General features: G+C 61.9%; 18 protein-coding genes. 16 read left to right on the forward strand and 2 right to left on the reverse strand.

The genetic code is table 11. The features are described from left to right. Nucleotides 1-29 precede the first annotated feature (29 nt). Nucleotides 30-392, reverse strand: coding sequence for an ATP-dependent Clp protease adapter ClpS (gene clpS / locus BLV15_RS17270; protein ID WP_090231082.1), 363 nt, complete (start codon nucleotides 390-392; stop codon nucleotides 30-32). Between the two features lie 216 nt (nucleotides 393-608). Here clpS and cspD point away from each other — a divergent pair, with 216 nt between their 5' ends. Next, nucleotides 609-872 (forward strand): cold shock domain-containing protein CspD, encoded by a 264-nt coding sequence (gene cspD / locus BLV15_RS17275; RefSeq protein ID WP_090231083.1) that lies wholly within the window; start codon nucleotides 609-611, stop codon nucleotides 870-872. Nucleotides 873-933: 61 nt separating this feature from the next. Here the strand turns inward: cspD and icd are convergent, their stop codons facing one another. Continuing rightward, complete coding sequence (gene icd / locus BLV15_RS17280) at nucleotides 934-2,190, reverse strand: NADP-dependent isocitrate dehydrogenase (protein WP_090230934.1); 1,257 nt, start codon at nucleotides 2,188-2,190, stop codon at nucleotides 934-936. A gap of 354 nt (nucleotides 2,191-2,544) precedes the next feature. Between icd and BLV15_RS17285 the strand changes: the two genes are divergently transcribed. From BLV15_RS17285 to nuoF, 15 genes are all read left to right on the forward strand, one after another. After that, nucleotides 2,545-4,776, forward strand: coding sequence for an NADP-dependent isocitrate dehydrogenase (locus BLV15_RS17285; RefSeq protein WP_090230935.1), 2,232 nt, complete (start codon nucleotides 2,545-2,547; stop codon nucleotides 4,774-4,776). A gap of 101 nt (nucleotides 4,777-4,877) precedes the next feature. Further along, a complete protein-coding gene (locus tag BLV15_RS17290; RefSeq protein WP_090230936.1) occupies nucleotides 4,878-5,324 on the forward strand; it encodes an NUDIX hydrolase in 447 nt (148 codons plus the stop codon). Between the two features lie 62 nt (nucleotides 5,325-5,386). Beyond that, the gene (gene mnmA / locus BLV15_RS17295; RefSeq protein WP_090230937.1) at nucleotides 5,387-6,505 is read left to right on the forward strand and encodes a tRNA 2-thiouridine(34) synthase MnmA; all 1,119 of its coding nucleotides are present in this window, start codon (nucleotides 5,387-5,389) and stop codon (nucleotides 6,503-6,505) included. Further along, the gene (hflD, locus tag BLV15_RS17300) at nucleotides 6,502-7,122 is read left to right on the forward strand and encodes a high frequency lysogenization protein HflD (RefSeq protein ID WP_090230938.1); all 621 of its coding nucleotides are present in this window, start codon (nucleotides 6,502-6,504) and stop codon (nucleotides 7,120-7,122) included. Before mnmA ends, hflD begins: the two co-directional genes overlap by 4 nt. A gap of 84 nt (nucleotides 7,123-7,206) precedes the next feature. Next, nucleotides 7,207-8,577: an adenylosuccinate lyase gene (gene purB / locus BLV15_RS17305; protein ID WP_090230939.1), complete on the forward strand. Its 1,371-nt coding sequence runs from the start codon at nucleotides 7,207-7,209 to the stop codon at nucleotides 8,575-8,577. Between the two features lie 60 nt (nucleotides 8,578-8,637). Next, nucleotides 8,638-9,804: a ribosomal protein uL16 3-hydroxylase gene (locus tag BLV15_RS17310; RefSeq protein WP_090230940.1), complete on the forward strand. Its 1,167-nt coding sequence runs from the start codon at nucleotides 8,638-8,640 to the stop codon at nucleotides 9,802-9,804. Continuing rightward, complete coding sequence (locus BLV15_RS17315; protein WP_090230941.1) at nucleotides 9,797-10,222, forward strand: GNAT family N-acetyltransferase; 426 nt, start codon at nucleotides 9,797-9,799, stop codon at nucleotides 10,220-10,222. Before BLV15_RS17310 ends, BLV15_RS17315 begins: the two co-directional genes overlap by 8 nt. 8 nt (nucleotides 10,223-10,230) lie before the next feature. Next, the gene (locus BLV15_RS17320) at nucleotides 10,231-10,857 is read left to right on the forward strand and encodes a DUF7931 domain-containing protein (RefSeq protein WP_090230942.1); all 627 of its coding nucleotides are present in this window, start codon (nucleotides 10,231-10,233) and stop codon (nucleotides 10,855-10,857) included. Beyond that, a complete protein-coding gene (locus tag BLV15_RS17325; protein WP_090230943.1) occupies nucleotides 10,854-11,663 on the forward strand; it encodes a secretin N-terminal domain-containing protein in 810 nt (269 codons plus the stop codon). Before BLV15_RS17320 ends, BLV15_RS17325 begins: the two co-directional genes overlap by 4 nt. 471 nt (nucleotides 11,664-12,134) lie before the next feature. Next, nucleotides 12,135-13,730: an isocitrate lyase gene (locus BLV15_RS17330; protein WP_090230944.1), complete on the forward strand. Its 1,596-nt coding sequence runs from the start codon at nucleotides 12,135-12,137 to the stop codon at nucleotides 13,728-13,730. 299 nt (nucleotides 13,731-14,029) lie between these two features. Then, entirely contained in the window at nucleotides 14,030-14,443 is a 414-nt protein-coding gene (locus BLV15_RS17335; protein ID WP_090230945.1) for an NADH-quinone oxidoreductase subunit A, read from the forward strand. Nucleotides 14,444-14,453: 10 nt separating this feature from the next. Beyond that, nucleotides 14,454-15,128, forward strand: coding sequence for a NuoB/complex I 20 kDa subunit family protein (locus BLV15_RS17340; RefSeq protein WP_090230946.1), 675 nt, complete (start codon nucleotides 14,454-14,456; stop codon nucleotides 15,126-15,128). Between the two features lie 63 nt (nucleotides 15,129-15,191). Beyond that, nucleotides 15,192-16,973 (forward strand): NADH-quinone oxidoreductase subunit C/D, encoded by a 1,782-nt coding sequence (gene nuoC, locus BLV15_RS17345; protein WP_090230947.1) that lies wholly within the window; start codon nucleotides 15,192-15,194, stop codon nucleotides 16,971-16,973. Between the two features lies 1 nt (nucleotide 16,974). Then, nucleotides 16,975-17,475, forward strand: a complete 501-nt coding sequence (nuoE, locus tag BLV15_RS17350; protein WP_090230948.1) for an NADH-quinone oxidoreductase subunit NuoE — start codon at nucleotides 16,975-16,977, stop codon at nucleotides 17,473-17,475. After that, a complete protein-coding gene (gene nuoF / locus BLV15_RS17355; RefSeq protein WP_090230949.1) occupies nucleotides 17,472-18,824 on the forward strand; it encodes an NADH-quinone oxidoreductase subunit NuoF in 1,353 nt (450 codons plus the stop codon). Before nuoE ends, nuoF begins: the two co-directional genes overlap by 4 nt. Nucleotides 18,825-18,940: the final 116 nt, after the last annotated feature.

Consider the following 18,940-nt stretch of genomic DNA (forward strand, 5'->3'; position numbering starts at 1 on the left):
GCTTCACCTCATACCCAAGTGGCCGGCGTCTAACCGTCCTTCTCGATTTCACAGAGTAGCGGATGATGGCTTTCCCTCGCGTACTGATTGACCTGTTCAGCCTTCGTTTCTGCAATATCCCGGGTGAACACTCCGCATACTGCACGCCCTTCTGTATGGACGGCCAGCATGATTTTGGTCGACAGTTCTCGGTTCAGATTGAAAAACACCTCCAGCACTTCGACGACGAAATCCATCGGCGTGTAGTCATCGTTATACATGACCACTTTATACAGCGGAGGTGCCTGCAATTTTGGTTTGGCTTCCTGCACAGCGAGCCCGGACGCTTCGTCCTCCCACTTGTCCGGGCCATCCTGATTGAATGTTAGTCGAATCTGGCTGCTTGCAAACATACGGAAATAAAGGCTCGCACATGGTTGGAGCTGGGGCTGCAGGGCAAATATGACAGGCTTCTCAACCGTCCGCCGCATAGCCTTGACTAACGGCGAAACGGTGTTACAAACAATGAATGCCCAGTTGGGTATTAGGAGCCCACGCGAGTGCTTTTTTGCGTGGAGTCGTCGTGGATGATACTCCAGAGATGGAGTCCTTTGCAGAGGGATGTCAGCATGCTCAGCGGTAAGGTCAAGTGGTTCAACAACGCCAAAGGCTATGGATTCGTTCTGGCCGACGGCCGAGATGAGGACCTGTTCGCTCATTACTCGGCCATTCAGATGGACGGTTATAAAACCCTTAAGGCAGGACAGCCTGTGAGTTTCGACATCATTCAAGGGCCCAAGGGGCTACACGCGGTGAACATTAGCCCTGTGTTGAGCAATGCCGAAAACCTGACGCCGGCGGTAAATCTACAGAGTCAGGCCGCCGAGGCCTGACCCTTGGATAGCGTGCAAAAAAAGGCCGATCTCTGATCGGCCTTTTCTTTTATCCCTCACTTTACATATGGGCGATCAATGCGTCGCCGAACTCGGAACAGGACAGCAGCGTTGCGCCATCCATCAGGCGCTCGAAGTCGTAGGTCACCGTCTTGGCCGAGATCGCCCCATTAGTACCCTTGATGATGAGATCCGCCGCCTCGACCCACCCCAGGTGGCGGAGCATCATTTCCGCAGACAGAATCACCGACCCTGGATTGACCTTGTCCTGGCCGGCGTACTTGGGCGCAGTCCCGTGGGTAGCCTCGAACATGGCGATGGTGTCCGACAGGTTGGCGCCCGGCGCGATGCCGATGCCACCCACTTCCGCCGCGAGCGCATCGGAGAGGTAGTCGCCGTTCAGGTTCAGGGTAGCGATGACGTCATATTCCGCCGGGCGCAGCAGAATCTGCTGAAGCATGGCGTCGGCGATGGCGTCCTTGACGACGATGTTCTTGCCGGTCCGCGGGTTCTTGAACTGCATCCAGGGGCCGCCATCGAGAAGCTCCGCGCCGAATTCGTTCTTGGCGATCTCGTAGCCCCAGTCTTTGAAGGCACCTTCGGTGAACTTCATGATGTTGCCCTTGTGGACGATGGTCAGCGACTCGCGGTCGTTGTCCACGACGTACTGCAACGCCTTGCGCACCAGGCGCTGGGTGCCCTCCTTCGATACCGGTTTGATGCCGATGCCGCAATCCTGGTCGAAGCGGATCTTGGTGACGCCCATCTCTTCCTTGAGGAACTTGATGACCTTGGTCGCCTCGGGCGATCCGGCTTTCCACTCGATACCGGCATAGATATCTTCGGAGTTCTCGCGAAAGATCGTCATGTCGACGTCGCCTGGCTTCTTCACCGGGCTCGGCACGCCCTCGAACCAGCGCACCGGGCGCAGGCAGACGTAGAGGTCGAGTTCCTGCCGCAGTGCGACGTTCAGCGAGCGAATGCCGCCGCCCACCGGGGTGGTCAACGGGCCCTTGATCGAGACGACGAAATCGCGAACGGCCTCGAGGGTCTCCTTCGGCAGCCAGGTGTCCTGATCGTAGACCTGGGTGGCTTTCTCGCCGGCATAGACTTCCATCCAGGAAATCTTGCGCTCGCCGCCGTAGGCTTTCTCGACGGCGGCGTCGACGACTTTGATCATCACCGGGCTGATATCGATACCGATGCCATCGCCCTCGATGAAGGGAATGATCGGATTGTTCGGCACATTCAGGGTGTTATCGGCGTTTACGGTGATTTTCACACCATCGGCAGGCACCTGAATCTTTTGATATCCCATGCTGTACTCCACGTTGTGGTTAACCTCAGGCAGGTGTTCAGCGTAGTCCACCTGCGTCGAGCCGAGCTGTATTCCTTAGTCTAATCATCGGGCACCGGCAAGCTCCCGACGAACAACACGGTGGTATACTGCGCCGCGTGACTAAAGAGTCATCGAGAGCCGAGACATCTGCAACAGGATGTCCGCCCTCGCAACGGTCGAATCGCAAACCAGATCCGACCGCACAACGCTCTACTGGTGCCATCAACATCACCTGCGGCAAATTCTCGAATTTCGACTCTGACCTGAGCGAAAGCGTCTATCCGGCGCGCCTCGAGATCCTGTGCACGCCCAGCAAAGAGAGAGTTCTCGCCAATGTCCACCCGCTCGAAGATTACCTACACCTTCACCGACGAAGCCCCCGCCCTCGCAACCTATTCGCTTCTGCCCATCGTCAAGGCCTTCGCGGCCTCCGCCGATATAGACGTCGAAACCCGCGATATCTCTCTGGCTGGACGCATCATCGCAAGCTTCGCTGACCAGCTCGACAGCAGCCAACCGGTCGAAGACGAACTGGCCCAGCTGGCAGTTCTAGCCACTTCGCCGGACGCCAACATCATCAAGCTGCCCAATATCAGCGCCTCCGTGCCGCAACTCAAAGGCGCGATCGCCGAGCTGCAGGCGCAGGGTTTCGCCGTTCCGGATTTTCCCGAAGACCCACAGACCGACGCGGAAAAAGAAGTCCGTGCGCGTTACAGCAAAGTGCTCGGCAGCGCCGTGAACCCGGTGCTGCGCGAAGGTAACTCGGATCGTCGCGCCCCGGCCGCGGTCAAGGCCTACGCCCGCAAGCATCCGCACTCGATGGGCAAGTGGAGCATGGCTTCGCAGTCCCACGCCGATTACATGCGCGGCGGTGACTTCTTCTCCAGCGAGCAGTCCTTCACCATGCCCCAGGCCGGTGACGTGCGCATCGAATTCGTCGGCAAGGATGGCAAGGTCGAGCTCAAGAAGCAGCTGAGCCTGAAGGAAGGCGAAGTCTTCGACGGCATGTTCATGAGCTGCAACAAGCTGCGCGCCTTCTTCGAGAAGACCCTGCAGGACTGCAAGGAAACCGGCGTCATGTGGTCCCTGCACGTCAAGGCGACCATGATGAAGGTGTCCCACCCCATCGTCTTCGGCCATGCCGTCAGCGTGTATTACAAGGACGTCTTCGAGAAGCACGGCGCGCTCTTCGAAGAGCTGGGCGTGAACCCGAACAACGGTCTGTCCAGCGTCTACGACAAGATCAAGTCGCTGCCTGCCTCGCAGCAGGAAGAAATCCTCCACGACATCCACGAGGTGTACAGCCATCGCCCGGAAATGGCGATGGTCGACTCGGTCAAGGGCATCACCAACCTGCATATCCCGAGCGACGTCATTGTCGACGCCTCGATGCCGGCGATGATCCGCAACTCCGGCCAGATGTGGGGCCGCGACGGCAAGCAGAAGGACACCAAGGCGGTGATGCCGGAAAGCACCTACGCGCGCATCTACCAGGAGATGATCAACTTCTGCAAAACCAACGGCGCGTTCGATCCGACCACCATGGGCTCGGTACCGAACGTAGGCCTTATGGCGCAGAAGGCCGAGGAATACGGTTCCCACGACAAGACCTTCGAGATGAAGGCCGACGGCATCATGCGCGTCGTTCTGGCCGACGGCACCGTGAAGATCCAGCACGAAGTCGAAGCCGGCGACATCTGGCGCGCCTGCCAGACCAAGGACGCCCCGATCCGTGACTGGGTGAAACTGGCCGTTACCCGCGCCCGCCAGTCCGGCACCCCGGCGGTCTTCTGGCTCGACCCGGAGCGTGCGCACGACCGCCAGCTGAAGCTGAAGGTCGACGCGTATCTGCAAGAGCACGACCTGAACGGTCTCGACATCCGCGTCATGGATTACAACGAAGCCATCCGTTTCAGCATGGAGCGAATGATTCGTGGCAAGGACACCATCTCGGTGACCGGCAACGTCCTGCGCGACTACCTGACCGACCTGTTCCCGATCATGGAGCTGGGCACTTCGGCGAAGATGCTTTCCATCGTTCCGCTGATGGCCGGCGGTGGCATGTACGAAACCGGCGCCGGCGGTTCGGCACCCAAGCATGTCCAGCAGTTGATCGAGGAAAACCACCTGCGCTGGGATTCGCTTGGCGAGTTCCTGGCCCTGGCCGTATCCCTCGAGGAAACCGGGATCAAGACCGATAACCGGAAAGCCAAGTTGCTGGGCACCACCCTCGACGCCGCGACCGGCAAGCTGCTCGACAACAACAAGTCGCCTTCGCGCAAGACCGGCGAGCTGGACAACCGTGGCAGCCACTTCTACCTGGCGCTTTACTGGGCCGAAGCCCTGGCCACCCAGAGCGAAGACGCCGCGCTGCGCGAGCGCTTCAGCAAGCTCGCCAGCACCCTGGCCGAGCAGGAAGCGACCATCGTCGCCGAGCTGAATGCGGTCCAGGGTTCGCCGGTGGACATCGGTGGCTACTACCGCTCCAACCCGGAGCTGACCAGCCAGGTCATGCGCCCGAGCAACACCTTCAACGCCGCGATCGACGCCCTGATCCAGGGCTGACAGCGAAGGTTGTTGCGTTTCAACAGACCCCCGGCCACGTGCCGGGGGTTCTGTTTCCGGGCGATCATGGTCGTCCGTCCACCACTACAGAGATCATCCTTATGGATTGGAATCCGCACATCACCGTCGCCACCGTCGTCGAAGACCAGGGGCGCTTCCTGCTGGTGGAAGAGTTCGCGGGCGAGAAAGCCGTCCTCAACCAGCCGGCGGGCCATCTCGAAGCCAACGAAAGCCTGCTCCAGGCCGCCTTGCGCGAGACCCTCGAGGAAACCGGCTGGGAGGTCGAGCTGACCGCCGTTACCGGCATTTATCTGTATACCGCGCCGAGCAACGGCGTGACCTACCAACGCGTCTGCTTCGCCGCGCGGCCGCTGCGCCACCTGCCCGATTCGCCGCTGGACCACGGCATCATCGGGCCGCGCTGGATGACCCGCGACGAACTCGCCGCCGTGTCCGAGCGCTGGCGCAGCGAGCTGGTAGTGCGCTGCATCGACGACTACCTCCGCGGCGAGCGCTTTCCGCTGGCGCTGATCCGCACGGCCGGCTGATCGCCCTGCGGCAGTTCGCCTGTTAGAATTATTCCTTTTTTGTGGCCGTCAACCCCGAACCTATGCACGATCCAGCCCATACACGCGTCATCGTCGGCATGTCCGGCGGCGTGGACTCCTCGGTTTCCGCCCTTCTCCTGCTCAAGCAGGGCTACCAGGTGGAAGGTCTGTTCATGAAGAACTGGGAGGAGGACGACGGCACCGAATACTGCACCGCGCGCGAAGACCTCGCCGACGCCCAAGCGGTGTGCGACCGGATCGGCATCAAGCTGCACACCGCGAACTTCGCCGCCGAATACTGGGACAACGTCTTCGAGCACTTCCTCGCCGAGTACAAGGCCGGGCGTACGCCGAACCCGGACATCCTCTGCAACCGCGAAATCAAGTTCAAAGCCTTCCTCGACTATGCGCTGATGCTCGGCGCCGACCTGATCGCCACCGGCCATTACGTGCGCCGCCGCGATGTCGATGGGCAGACCCAGTTGCTCAAGGGCCTCGACCCGAACAAGGACCAGAGCTACTTCCTCCATGCCGTCGGCGGCGAGCAGATCGCCCGCACGCTATTCCCGGTTGGCGAGCTGGAGAAGGCCGAAGTGCGCGCGATCGCTGAAATGCACGGGCTGGCGACCGCGAAGAAGAAGGACTCCACCGGCATCTGCTTCATCGGCGAGCGGCGCTTCTCCGACTTCCTCAAGCAGTATCTGCCGGCGCAACCGGGCGAAATTCAGAACACCCGCGGCGAGGTCATTGGCCGGCACGCCGGGCTGATGTACCACACCATCGGCCAGCGCCAGGGCCTGGGTATCGGCGGCTTGAAGGATGCCGGCGACGAGCCGTGGTACGTGCTGGCCAAGGATCTGGAGCGCAATGTGCTGATCGTCGGCCAGGGCAACGACCATCCGCTGCTGTTTTCCAGCGCCCTCCTCGCCAGCGAGATCTTCTGGGTCAATCCGGTCGAGCTCGGCGCCACGCCACGGCCGTTGACCGCAAAGGTCCGCTATCGCCAGTCGGATCAGGCCTGCACGCTGGAGCGTACGCCCGACGGCTATCGCGCCGTTTTCGAAGAGCCCCAGCGCGCCGTGACGCCGGGTCAGTCGGTGGTGTTCTACGACGACGAAATCTGCCTCGGCGGCGGCGTCATCGAAATCGCCGAACCCTGCACCACCAAGGAATTCGCATGACGCCGATACAGGAACAACTGGTCGCCCTGGGAGCGGTGTTCAGCGCCGCCGCGCTCGCCGACCGGATCGCCAGGACCGGCCAGGTCAACGAAGGCGCCCTTGGCTGTCTGCTCGGCAGCCTGCTGGTACGCGATCCGCAAAACACACTGGACGTCTACGGCGGCGACGATCTCAACCTGCGCGACGGTTATCGCGCGCTGGCCAGTGCCCTGGAACGCGACCCCAACAGCCTGCAGCGCGAGCCGCTGCGCTACGCGCTTGCGCTGCTCGGCCTCGAACGCAAGCTGGCCAAGCGCGACGACATGCTGGAGACCATCGGCACCCGCCTCGACCAGATCCAGCTGCAGGTACAGCATTTCGGGCTCGTTCACGACAACGTCATCGCCGCCTGTGGCGGGCTCTATCAGGACACTCTGAGCACCTTCCGCCAGCGCATCCAGGTGCATGGCGACATGCGCTTCCTGCAGCAAAGCAGCAACGCCTCGAAGATCCGTGCCCTGCTCCTCGCCGGTATTCGCTCCGCACGCCTATGGCGCCAGCTGGGCGGACATCGCTGGCAACTGGTGTTCAGCCGCCGCAAGCTGCTGGCCGAGCTCTACCCGCTGCTGCGCAACTGACCGTCGGGGCACGCGGTCGGCAGGTCGGCCGATTCGTGTATGATACGCGCCCCATTTCCTGCCCCGACCGTCCGAGAACGCCCCATGCAGCTTTCCTCGCTCACCGCGGTTTCCCCCGTCGATGGCCGCTACGCCGGCAAAACCAGCGCTCTGCGCCCGATCTTCAGTGAATATGGCCTGATCCGTTTCCGCGTACAGGTCGAGGTCCGCTGGCTGCAACGCCTGGCCGCCCACTCCGGCGTTGCCGAAGTCGCGCCGTTCTCGGCCGAAGCCAACGCGCTGCTCGATCGGCTGGCCGAGGATTTCCAGCTCGAACACGCCGAGCGCATCAAGGAAATCGAACGCACCACCAATCACGACGTCAAGGCCGTGGAATACCTGCTCAAGGAGCAGGCGGCGAAGCTGCCGGAACTGGCCAAGGTCAGCGAATTCATCCACTTCGCCTGCACCAGCGAGGACATCAACAACCTGTCCCACGCCCTGATGCTCCGCGAAGGCCGTGACACCGTGCTGCTGCCACTGATGCGCCAGGTCGCAGAGTCGATCCGCGAGCTGGCGGTGAAGTTCGCCGACGTGCCGATGCTTTCGCGCACCCACGGCCAGCCGGCCTCGCCGACCACCCTCGGCAAGGAGTTGGCCAACGTGGTCTATCGCCTGGAGCGCCAGATCACCCAAGTCGCCGGCGTACCGCTGCTGGGCAAGATCAACGGCGCGGTGGGCAACTACAACGCGCATCTGTCGGCCTATCCGGACATCGACTGGGAAGCCAACGCCCGCGAGTTCATCGAGCAGGATCTCGGCCTGCAGTGGAACCCGTACACGACGCAGATCGAGCCGCACGACTACATCGCCGAGCTGTTCGACGCCACCGCGCGCTTCAATACCATCCTCATCGACTTCGATCGCGACATCTGGGGCTACATCTCCCTGGGTTACTTCAAGCAGCGCACCATCGCCGGCGAGATCGGTTCGTCGACCATGCCGCACAAGGTCAACCCGATCGACTTCGAGAACTCCGAAGGCAACCTCGGCATCGCCAACGCGCTGCTCCAGCACCTGGCCAGCAAGTTGCCTGTATCGCGCTGGCAGCGCGACCTGACCGACTCCACAGTGCTGCGCAACCTCGGCGTCGGCTTCGCTCATAGCGTGATTGCCTACGAGGCAAGCCTCAAGGGAATCAGCAAGTTGGAGCTCAATGCTCAACGTATTTCCGAGGATCTGGACGCCTGCTGGGAAGTCCTTGCCGAGCCGATCCAGACCGTCATGCGCCGCTACGCCATCGAGAATCCCTACGAGAAACTCAAGGAGCTGACCCGCGGCAAGGGCATCAGCCCGGAGGCGCTGCAGACTTTCATCGACGGGCTGGAGATGCCGGAAGACGCCAAGGCCGAGCTGCGCAAGCTCACGCCAGCCAACTACATCGGCAATGCCGTGGCCCAGGCCAAGCGCATCTGACCCGCTTCACTTTCTGCACGCCCGGCAGTGCCGGGCGTTTTTATTTGCATAGGCAAAACCATGACTTCCGATCTTCCCCTGCAAATCCTCGGCGGCATCAGCGCGCGTGAGTTCCTTCGTGACTATTGGCAAAAGAAGCCGCTGCTGATCCGTCAGGCCATCCCCAACTTCGAAAGCCCACTGTCCCCGGATGAGCTGGCCGGCCTGGCTCTGGAGGAACAGGTCGAGTCGCGGATGGTCATCGAGCACGGCGAGCGCCCCTGGGAATTGCGCCGCGGCCCGTTCGCCGAGGACGTCTTCCAGAATCTGCCCGAGCGTGACTGGACGCTGCTGGTGCAGGCCGTCGACCAGTTCGTTCCGGAAGTCGCCGAGCTGCGCGAACACTTCCACTTCCTGCCGAGCTGGCGCATCGACGATGTGATGATCAGCTATGCCGCGCCCGGCGGCGGCGTGGGACCGCATTTCGACAACTACGACGTGTTCCTGCTGCAAGCCCATGGTCAGCGTCGCTGGAAGATCGGGCAGATGTGCGACAGCGACAGCCCGATGCTCGACCATGCGGACCTGCGCATCCTGGCCGGCTTCGACGAGACCGACGACTGGGTCCTGGAGCCCGGCGACATGCTCTATCTGCCGCCACGCCTGGCGCATTTCGGTACCGCGGTGGATGAGTGCATGACCTATTCCGTGGGCTTCCGCGCCCCCAGCGCTGCTGAAGTTCTGACCCACTTCACCGATTTCCTCGCCCAGTTCCTTCCGGACGAAGACCGTTACAACGACGCCGACATCGCGCCGGTCAGCGACCCGCACCAGATCCAGATGGACGCCCTGCAGCGCCTCAAATCGCTGCTGGACGAGCACATGGGCGACGAACGTCTCCTGCTCACCTGGTTCGGCCAGTTCATGACAGAACCGCGTTATCCGGAACTCGTCGCCGGCGAAGAGCTCTCCGAGCGCGATTTCCTCCAGGCTCTTCAGGATGGCGCGGTGTTGATCCGTAACCCCAGCGCGCGCATGGCCTGGAGCCAGGTCGATATCGGCCTGCTGCTGTTCGCCAGCGGACAGAGCCGTCTGTTGCCCGAACACCTGCTGGAGCTGCTGAAGCTGGTCTGCGCCTCCGACGCGCTGCACCAGGAAAACCTCGCGCAATGGCTTGCCGACGACGACGGGCGTAATCTCCTGTGGGAGTTGGTCAAACAGGGAAGTCTGGAGTTTGCCGATGAGTAGCATCCACGTTCGTGTCGCCGACTGGCAGAAGGAAAATGCCGAGCTGAGACGTATCCGCGAAAGCGTGTTCATCGCCGAACAGGCGGTGCCGCCCGAGCTGGAATGGGATTCGGACGACGCGAGCGCCGTACACTTTCTCGCCCTGGAGGGCGACTACCCGATCGGCACCGCGCGGCTGTTGTCCAACGGCCACATCGGCCGGGTGTCGGTGCTGCGCGACTGGCGCGGGCTGAAGGTCGGTGATGCGCTGATGCGCGCCGTGCTGACCGAGGCGGAGCGCCTCGGGCTGCAGGAGCAGATGCTCAGTGCGCAGGTCCATGCCACGCCATTCTACGAGCGCCTTGGCTTCGAGATCGTCAGCGGCGAATACCTCGAAGCCGGCATTCCCCACGTCGACATGGTGCGCCGCAGCCACTGAGGATTCGCATGAACGATGCCCCGGAATTGCCTGATGAGCCGAGCGACCTGCCCGCTATCGAGTTCCAGTCGCCGGGTCGTTTCGATGTGCACAATCCTCTTCCCGATCTCCCCGAGGCGGAGCGCTGGGAAGCGGCGCCCTTCACGCTCAACCAGACCACCGAACTGCAGGCGTTCCGCACGGCGGACGAGACTCGTCGCCATGCCACCGCTCTTCTGCAGCAGGCGCGCCGCTCCCTGTGCCTGTACAGCAGTGACCTCGAGCCCTGGCTGTACAATCACAGCAGCATCCAGGAAGCCTGCACACGCTTCCTGCTGGCTCATCCGCGGAACCACTTGCGCATCCTCCTGCGTGACTCCGGCCGCGCCGTGAAGGAAGGCCATCGCCTGTTGAACCTCAGCCGGCGCCTGTCGAGCAACTGCCAGATACGCAAGCTGCATCCCGACTACCCCAACGAAGAGTGCGCATTCCTTATCGCCGACGACTGCGGGCTGCTGCTGCGTCCCGAGCTCGATCAGTACGCAGGTCACGTCCGTTATCGCGATGTTGCCCAGGTGCGGCTGCGCCAGGCGCAGTTCGACCAGGCATGGAACACCAGCACACTCGATCCCGATCTGCGGAGTTTTCTGCTATGACGCCTCGCACCCTCCTCGTCGCCCTGCTGCTCGCCGCTGCCGTGCCCGCGCAGGCCGCCACCGAGATCATCCAGCTGAACTTCCGCACCGCCGAGGATGTGCTGCCCACCGCGCGCTCGGTGCTCGGTCAGGAAGGCAAGGTGAGCGCTTACGGCAACCAGTTGGTGGTCAACGCGTCGCCGGAGAAGATTCAGGAACTGCGCGGGTTGCTCGGTCAACTGGATACCCAGCCGCGTCGGCTGTTGATCAGCGTCGACACCGAGGAAGCCAGCTCGCGCGATGACCGGGGTTACCGCGTGGACGGTTCGGCTAGCGCTGGTGGTGTTTCCGTCGAGAGCGGGCGTGGCGAAGTGAATGGCCGAGACCAGCTGCGGATCATCCGCCACAGTACGGAAAGCCGCGGCGACGGCGTGCAACAGGTGCAGGCAACCGAAGGCTATCCGGCGCTGATCCAGATTGGTCAAAGCGTGCCCCTCACAACAACGAGCACCGGTCCCTATGGGCAGGTGTATCAGGACACCCAGTACCGCAACATCACCCAGGGTTTTTACGTCACTGCCAGCCTGACGGGCGATACCGTGCACCTGAGCATCAGCAGCAACCGGGATCGTCTTTCGCAGCGCCAACCCGGCGCCATCGATATCCAGAGCACCGACACCCGCATCAGCGGACGGCTCGGCGAATGGCTGCCGCTGGGTGGTGTGACTCAGGGCAGCCAGGCCGACCAGCGTGGTTTCGTGCAGCATTATTCGACCCAGGGGCAGGACGACATGACCTTTCGGGTGAAGGTCGAGGCGCTCGACTGATCAGTCATCTTCAGCCTCATCAGACTTTTGTAGTAGCCTTAAAAAAACACTACAAAATCGTTTGACGAACGTTTTTGCCAGGGGCATGATGGCCTCGCTCCCGCTAGCCAGGGGCCTCGAAAGAGGTCTCCCGGGGCGTGCTCAGACCAACCAGTCGAGCCGTTCCGTGTCTGCGCCGCCCACAAGGCAGTTTGACGAGGTTGCGACTGGAACGAAGTCGTCCTGAGGGACGGGGAAGCGCTTGGCGTTACAACGAGATGGACTGCATGCTTCTGTCGGCGAACCGCCCGATCGGTTCGGAAACCCGCTAGAACGCCGCCCGCCCCGCTCGTTCCCCTCCTCAGCAGCAACCTCGCCCTAGTCGATCCCTCGACGCAGTAGCCCGAGCACCCGAACCCATTGACTTCAGCACACAGGTTTCGAGTGGCAGCGCCCAGCGCTTACCCATTCTCTACTTCGAAAGGATCGACCATGTCCGCTTATCAAAACGACATCAAGGCCGTCGCCGCTCTCAAAGAAAAGGCAGGCAGCAGCTGGAGCGCCATCAACCCCGAATTCGTCGCCCGCATGCGCACCCAGAACCGCTTCAAGACCGGGCTGGACATCGCCAAGTACACCGCCGCGATCATGCGCAAGGACATGGAAGAGTACGACGCCGACTCCTCCGTCTACACCCAGTCGCTGGGCTGCTGGCACGGCTTCATCGGTCAGCAGAAGCTGATTTCGATCAAGAAGCACCTCAAGACCACCAACAAGCGTTACCTCTATCTGTCCGGCTGGATGGTTGCTGCGCTGCGCTCCGAGTTCGGCCCGCTGCCCGACCAGTCCATGCACGAAAAAACCTCGGTAGCTGCGCTGATCGAAGAGCTGTACACCTTCCTGCGCCAGGCCGACGCCCGCGAACTCGACCTGCTGTTCACCGCACTGGACGCTGCCCGCGCTGCCGATGACAACGCCAAGGCCAGCGAAATCCAGTCGCAGATCGACAACTACGAGACCCACGTAGTACCCATCATCGCCGACATCGACGCCGGCTTCGGCAACCCGGAAGCCACCTATCTGCTGGCCAAGAAGATGATCGAAGCGGGCGCCTGCTGCATCCAGATCGAAAACCAGGTCTCGGACGAGAAGCAGTGCGGCCACCAGGATGGAAAAGTGACCGTTCCCCATGCCGACTTCCTGGCCAAGATCAACGCGGTTCGCTACGCCTTCCTCGAGCTGGGCGTGGACGACGGCGTGATCGTAGCGCGTACCGACTCGCTGGGTGCCGGTCTGACCAAGCAGATCGCCGTGACCAACGAGCCGGGCGACCTGGGCGACCTGTACAACTCGTTCCTCGACTGCGAAGAAATCAGCGCCAGCGAGCTGGGCAATGGCGATGTCGTCATCAAGCGCGAAGGCAAGCTGCTGCGTCCCAAGCGCCTGCCGAGCAACCTCTTCCAGTTCCGCAAAGGCACCGGCGAAGACCGTTGCGTGCTGGACTGCATCACCTCGCTGCAGAACGGCGCCGACCTGCTGTGGATCGAAACCGAGAAACCGCACGTGGGCCAGATCGCCGCTATGGTCAACCGCATCCGTGAAGTGATCCCGAACGCCAAGCTGGTCTACAACAACAGCCCGTCGTTCAACTGGACGCTGAACTTCCGTCAGCAGGTGTTCGACACCTTCGTCGCAGAAGGCAAGGACGTTTCGGCCTACGATCGTGCCAAGCTGATGAGCGTCGACTACGACGAAACCGAGCTGGCCAAGATCGCCGACGAGAAGATCCGCACCTTCCAGCGCGACGCCGCTGCCGAAGCCGGTATCTTCCACCACCTGATCACCCTGCCGACCTACCACACCGCCGCGCTGTCCACCGACAACCTGGCGAAAGGGTACTTCGCGGACCAGGGCATGCTGGCCTACGTCAAAGGCGTTCAACGTCAGGAAATCCGCCAGGGTATCGCCTGCGTGAAGCACCAGAACATGGCCGGTTCCGACATGGGCGACGCTCACAAGGAATACTTCGCCGGCGAAGCCGCTCTCAAGGCCGGCGGCAAGGACAACACGATGAATCAGTTCCACTGACGATCGGTTGATCCGCCGGAAATAAAAACGCCCCGGGCTTCAATCCGGGGCGTTTTTTTTATCCCATTTTTATAGCGCTGCGGCATAATGACCTACAGCGCCAAGCCCATACGGGTCGTCCGGTCTAGCATTTCCTTTAATAGGAATTCTTATCAACAAGCGGTAACAGAACGGATTGTTCGATATTTAATTCCGAGAAAAATTTACTTGAGCCCGGACAAACGCATAAAATCTCGCTCCAAGTCGGAAGACTGAACCTGTCCAAATAATTCAAAAGCCGTCCCAACGAGGAGTCCGGCATGCCTGATGCAGTTTCTACGATGCCTCACAACTGGGCATTTGCCATTTTCTTCCTGGGCGTATTCGGCCTTTGCGCCTTCATGCTCGGTGTCTCCAGCCTCCTGGGCAGCAAAGCTTTCGGTCACAGCAAGAACGAGCCCTTCGAAGCGGGTGTCGTTCCCACCGGCAATGCGCGCCTGCGCCTGTCGGCAAAATTCTATCTGGTCGCGATGCTCTTCGTGATCTTCGACGTTGAAGCCCTCTTTCTCTTCGCCTGGTCGGTGTCCGTTCGCGAAAGCGGCTGGGCCGGTCTCATAGAAGCTACCGTTTTCATAGCAATTCTGTTGGCAGGTCTTGTCTACCTTTGGCGGATCGGTGCGCTCGATTGGGCTCCCGAAAGCCGTCGCAAGCGGCAGGCGAAGCTAAAACAATGAGGCTTTGGCGATGCAATATAAACTTACTCGGATCGATCCGGATGCGGTCAATGACCAGTATCCAATCGGCCAGCGGGAGACCGTAACCGACCCTGTCGAAGACCAGGTTCATCGCAACATCTACATGGGCAAGCTCGAGGACGTGCTGAATGGCGCGGTCAACTGGGGTCGCAAGAACTCCCTGTGGCCGTACAACTTCGGGTTGTCCTGCTGCTATGTGGAGATGACCACGGCCTTCACTGCTCCCCATGACATCGCCCGATTCGGTGCCGAAGTAATTCGTGCATCACCGCGCCAGGCCGACTTCATGGTCATCGCCGGTACCTGCTTCATCAAGATGGCGCCCGTTATCCAGCGTCTCTATGAGCAGATGCTCGAGCCCAAGTGGGTCATTTCCATGGGCTCCTGCGCCAATTCCGGCGGTATGTACGATATCTACTCGGTCGTTCAGGGGGTGGACAAGTTCCTTCCCGTGGACGTCTACATACCCGGCTGCCCGCCCCGTCCCGAAGCATTCCTGCAAGGCCTGATGTTGCTGCAGGAATCCATCGGCAAGGAGCGCCGCCCGTTGTCCTGGGTCGTCGGCGATCAAGGCGTTTACCGCGCCGAGATGCCTTCGCAAAAGGAACAGCGCCGCGAACAGCGTATCCAGGTCACCAACCTGCGCAGCCCCGACGACGTGTGAATCCCGCGCTTTCCCGCGAAAGCGCACCTTCATACCTGACGTTGACCGATAGCGATCGAGACCATGACTGCAGACAGCGCTCTGTACATCCCGCCTTACAAGGCTGACGACCAAGATACCGTCGTCGAACTGAATGCGCGCTTCGGCGCCGACACCTTCACCGTGCAATCCACCCGCACCGGCATGCCGGTTCTCTGGGTGGCGCGCGAACGGCTGATCGACGTACTGACTTTCCTTCGCCAGGTGAGCAAGCCGTACGTGATGCTGTATGACCTGCACGGCATGGACGAACGCCTGCGGACCCACCGCCGTGGCTTGCCAGGCGCCGACTTCAGCGTGTTCTACCACCTGATGTCGCTGGAACGTAACAGCGACATCATGATCAAGGTCGCGCTGTCGGAGAGCGATCTCAGCCTGCCCACCGCCACCGGGATCTGGCCGAACGCCAACTGGTACGAGCGCGAGGTATGGGATCTCTACGGGATCACCTTCCGCGGCCACCCGCATCTGACCCGCCTGCTGATGCCGCCCACCTGGCAAGGCCACCCGCTGCGCAAGGACTATCCGGCGCGCGCCACCGAGTTCGACCCCTACAGCCTGTCCGTTGCCAAGCAGGATCTGGAGCAGGAAGCGCTGCGCTTCAAGCCCGAGGACTGGGGCATGAAGACTCACGGCGAGAACGAGGACTACATGTTCCTCAACCTCGGCCCGAACCACCCTTCGGCACACGGTGCGTTCCGCATCATCCTTCAGCTGGACGGCGAAGAGATTATCGACTGCGTGCCGGAGATCGGCTATCACCACCGCGGCGCGGAAAAGATGGCCGAGCGCCAGTCGTGGCACAGCTTCATTCCCTACACCGACCGCATCGACTACCTGGGCGGGGTGATGAACAACCTCCCCTACGTGCTCTCGGTGGAGAAGCTCGCCGGAATCAAGGTGCCGCAACGGGTCGACGTCATCCGCATCATGATGGCCGAGTTCTTCCGCATCCTTAACCACCTGCTGTACCTGGGCACCTACATCCAGGACGTGGGAGCGATGACTCCGGTGTTCTTCACCTTTACCGACCGCCAACGCGCCTACAAGGTGGTGGAAGCGATCACCGGATTCCGCCTGCACCCGGCCTGGTATCGCATCGGCGGGGTCGCCCACGACCTGCCGCGCGGCTGGGACAAGCTGGTCCAGGAGTTCCTTGACTGGATGCCCAAGCGCCTCGACGAGTACGAGAAGGCCGCGCTTCGCAACAGCATCCTGAGGGGGCGCACCATCGGTGTCGCTGCCTACAACACCAAGGAAGCCCTCGAGTGGGGCGTCACCGGTGCCGGCCTGCGCGCCACGGGTTGCGATTTCGACCTGCGCAAGGCGCGCCCCTACTCGGGTTACGAAAACTTCGAGTTCGAAGTGCCGCTGGCCGCCAATGGCGATGCCTACGACCGCTGCATGGTCAAGATGGGCGAGATGCGCGAGAGCCTGCGCATCATCCAGCAGTGCCTGAAGAACATGCCGGAAGGCCCGTACAAGGCCGATCACCCGCTGACCACGCCGCCGCCGAAAGAGCGCACGCTGCAGCACATCGAAACCCTGATCACCCACTTCCTGCAGGTTTCCTGGGGCCCGGTCATGCCGGCCAACGAAGCCTTCCAGATGATCGAGGCGACCAAGGGCATCAACAGTTACTACCTGACGAGCGACGGCAGCACCATGAGCTACCGCACGCGCATCCGGACGCCGAGCTTCGCCCACCTGCAGCAGATTCCCTCGGTGATCCGCGGGAGCATGGTGGCTGACCTGATCGCGTATCTGGGCAGCATCGATTTCGTCATGGCCGACGTGGACCGCTGATATGACTACCACGACCCTCATCCAGTCTGACCGCTTCGTACTCAGCGAAGCCGAACGTTCTGCCATCGAGCATGAACTGCACCATTACGAAGACTCGCGCGCCGCTTCCATCGAAGCGCTGAAGATCGTCCAGAAGCAGCGCGGCTGGGTACCTGACGGCGCGATTCCGGCGATCGCCGAAATCCTCGGCATTCCCGGTAGCGATGTCGAAGGCGTCGCCACATTCTATAGCCAGATCTTCCGCCAGCCGGTCGGACGCCACGTGATCCGCGTCTGCGACAGCATGACCTGCTTCGTCGGCGGGCATGAAAGCGTGGTGCAAAGCATTTCCCGCCAACTGGGCATCGGCCTGGGTGAAACCACGCCGGACGGTCGCTTCACGCTGCTGCCCGTCTGCTGCCTGGGCAACTGCGACAAGGCTCCCGCGCTGATGATCGACGACGATACCTTCGGCGGCGTGCAGGCCGACGGCGTTGGCGCCCTGCTGGAGAGCTACCCATGAAGAAGCTCACCTCCTTCGGCCCTGCCAACCTGATCGCCCGCAGCGCCGAAACCCATCCGCTGACCTGGCGCCTGCGCGAAGACGGCGAGCCCGTCTGGCTCGACGAATACCAGCGCAAGGATGGCTACAGCGCCGCCCGCAAGGCCCTTGCCGAAATGGCCCAGGCCGACATCGTGCAAACGGTCAAGGACTCCGGCCTCAAGGGTCGCGGCGGCGCCGGCTTCCCCACCGGCGTGAAGTGGGGGCTGATGCCTGCCGATGAATCCATGAACATCCGCTACCTGCTGTGCAACGCGGATGAGATGGAACCCAACACCTGGAAAGACCGCATGCTCATGGAGCAGCTGCCGCACCTGCTGGTGGAAGGCATGCTGATCAGTGCGCGCGCGCTCAAGGCCTACCGCGGCTATATCTTCCTGCGCGGCGAGTACGTCGACGCGGCCGCCAACCTGAATCGCGCCATCGATGAAGCCAAGGCTGCCGGTCTGCTGGGCAAGAACATCCTCGGCAGCGGCTTCGACTTCGAACTGTTCGTCCACACCGGCGCCGGCCGTTACATCTGCGGCGAAGAAACCGCGCTGATCAACTCGCTCGAAGGCCGACGTGCCAACCCGCGTTCCAAGCCGCCCTTCCCCGCCGCCGTTGGCGTCTGGGGCAAGCCGACCTGCGTGAACAACGTCGAGACGCTGTGCAACGTGCCGTCGATCATCGGCAACGGCGTCGACTGGTACAAATCCCTGGCCCGCGAAGGCAGCGAGGACATGGGAACCAAGCTGATGGGCTTCTCCGGCAAGGTGAAGAACCCCGGGCTTTGGGAACTGCCGTTCGGCATCACCGCTCGGGAACTGTTCGAGGACTACGTCGGCGGCATGCGCGACGGCTACACGCTGAAAGCCTGGCAGCCCGGCGGCGCCGGCACCGGCTTCCTGCTGCCGGAGCACTTGGATGCGCAGATGTACGCCGCCGGCATCGGCAAGGTTGGCACCCGCATGGGTACCGGCCTGGCGCTGGCCATCGACGACAGCATCAACATGGTCTCCCTGCTGCGCAACATGGAAGAGTTCTTCGCCCGCGAATCCTGCGGCTGGTGTACCCCGTGCCGTGACGGGCTACCGTGGAGCGTGAAGATCCTGCGTGCCCTGGAACGCAAACAGGGCACTTCCGAAGACATCGCCACGCTGCTCGGCCTGGTCAATTTCCTCGGCCCCGGCAAGACCTTCTGTGCGCATGCGCCAGGAGCCGTGGAGCCGTTGGGCAGCGCGATCAAGTACTTCCGCGAGGAGTTCGAGGCCGGCGTGGTGCGCGCACCGCAGGAGCCGAAACCTTCGGTGGTGGAGACGCTGCAGTAACGAAACCGATGATGAGGTCCGTGCAGCGGTGGGCAGGACGTTGGCAGTCGCCATTTCCCCAGCCGCCCTGCACGGCAGCAAAGAATTCCATTAGCCAAACCCGCTTCGGCGGGTAA

The sequence above is a fragment of the Pseudomonas kuykendallii genome, from assembly GCF_900106975.1.
GTDB lineage: Bacteria > Pseudomonadota > Gammaproteobacteria > Pseudomonadales > Pseudomonadaceae > Pseudomonas_O > Pseudomonas_O kuykendallii.